The organism is Pseudomonas sp. HMWF006 (assembly GCF_003061205.1).
GTDB classification, from domain to species: domain Bacteria; phylum Pseudomonadota; class Gammaproteobacteria; order Pseudomonadales; family Pseudomonadaceae; genus Aquipseudomonas; species Aquipseudomonas monsensis.
Genome location: NZ_QAIU01000598.1, coordinates 18,236 through 20,047 on the forward strand (window position 1 = coordinate 18,236; position 1,812 = coordinate 20,047).

Sequence of the window (1,812 nt, forward strand, 5' to 3'; positions counted from 1 at the left end):
GTGACCCAACTGCTGGTCAGCGACCTGGAAGAAATGGTCGGCAACTGGAAACCGAACGTGGCCGACAACTACCGCGCCACCCTGGAAGCCGAGCCGGCTGAAACCGGTCTGCGCAAAATGCTCTTCGGCATGGGCAGCCTGTCGCTGGGCGAACTGGCGGGTGAGCGCATGAAGGTTTCCCTGGAAGCCAACTCCCCTGAAGACGAGCAGGACTGCTTCAGCGACAACACCCACAACTCGCACTTCTACGATGCCAAAGGCATTCGTAACGTGTACCTGGGCGAGTACACCCGTACCGACGGCACCAAAATGACCGGCGCCAGCCTGTCGTCGCTGGTGGCCAAGGCCGACCCGGCTGCCGACAACGCGCTGAAAGCCGATCTGGCCGCTACCGAAGCCAAGATCCAGGTCATGGTCGATCACGCCAACAAGGGTGAGCACTACGACCAGTTGATCGCTGCCGGCAACACCGCGGGCAACCAGATCGTTCGCGACGCCATCGCATCCCTGGTCAAGCAGACCGGTTCGATCGAAGCCGCTGCTGGCAAACTGGGCATCAGCGACCTGAACCCGGACAACGCTGATCACGAGTTCTGATCACAGCGTCTGCGTCAAAAAAAGGCGACCTGCGGGTCGCCTTTTTTCATGCCTGCTTTTTGCTGTAATGCTGATGACCTCATCGCTGGCAAGCCAGCTCCCACAGGGAATGGTGACTTACACGGATTCTGCAAACACCTCAAATCCTGTGGGAGCTGGCTTGCCAGCGATAGGGGCACCTCGGTCTCAAGTGAAACCCTGCCGTAAATCAAGTAAACGATAATTCCTCTTATTCAAACCCCCTCGCCCTGTTAGACTTTGCGCCTTTAATTTCGCCCGTCTGCAGGATGTCCGATGCCTTCGCTGTCGCTTCGCTTGTCTGCACTGCTTCTGGCCCTGGGCCTGAGTGCCTGTGATGACGCTCCGCGCTTTACCAAGGCTGAGCCTGGTGAAGCGCGTTCAGGCGGTGCAGCGACCGTGCGCAAGACCGATCAGAACGCCTTCTCCCTGCCCTCGGCCAACCTGCCGCCGTCGCGCCGGGTCGATTTCAGTGTCGGCAACAGTTTCTTCCGCAGCCCGTGGGTGATCGCACCGTCGACCACCACTGCGCGGGACGGCCTCGGTCCGCTGTTCAACACCAACGCCTGCCAGAACTGCCACATCAAGGACGGTCGCGGCCATCCACCGACGCCGGACGCAGCCAACGCGGTGTCCATGCTGGTGCGCCTGTCGATTCCCGACGCGCCTGAATTTGCCAAACTCATCGAGCAGGTCGGCGTAGTGCCGGAGCCGGTCTACGGCGGCCAGTTCCAGGACATGGCGGTGCCCGGCGTCGTCCCCGAAGGCAAGGTGCGCGTCGAGTACACCCCGGTGCCGGTCCGGTTCAAGGACGGCACTGAAGTGGAACTGCGCAAACCGGTGCTGCAGTTCACTCAACTGGGCTACGGCCCGATGCACCCGGACACGCGTTTCTCCGCCCGGGTCGCGCCGCCGATGATCGGCCTCGGTTTGCTCGAAGCAATCCCGCAAGAGGCGATTCTCGCCAACGCCGCCGCGCAGGCGAAAGCGAACAACGGCATCAATGGCCGGCCGAATCAGGTCTGGGATGACGCGCAGCAGAAGACCGTCATGGGCCGGTTCGGCTGGAAAGCCGGGCAACCGAATCTCAATCAGCAGAATGTTCACGCGTTTTCCGGGGACATGGGCCTCACGACCAGCCTGCGCCCCTTCGATGACTGCACCAACGCGCAAACCGCCTGCAAACAGGCACCGAAC

The 1,812-nt window shown here is 61.6% G+C and carries 2 protein-coding genes; both read left to right on the forward strand.

Annotation, left to right across the window (positions count from 1 at the left end; all coding sequences use genetic code 11):
* Positions 1–597, forward strand: a 597-nt coding sequence (locus DBR24_RS34125) for an imelysin family protein (protein ID WP_305889149.1), incomplete at its 5' end; no start/stop codon positions are given.
* Between the two features lie 294 nt (positions 598–891).
* Positions 892–1,812: di-heme oxidoredictase family protein (locus DBR24_RS27775; RefSeq protein ID WP_305889150.1), on the forward strand; the 921-nt coding region annotated here is incomplete at its 3' end.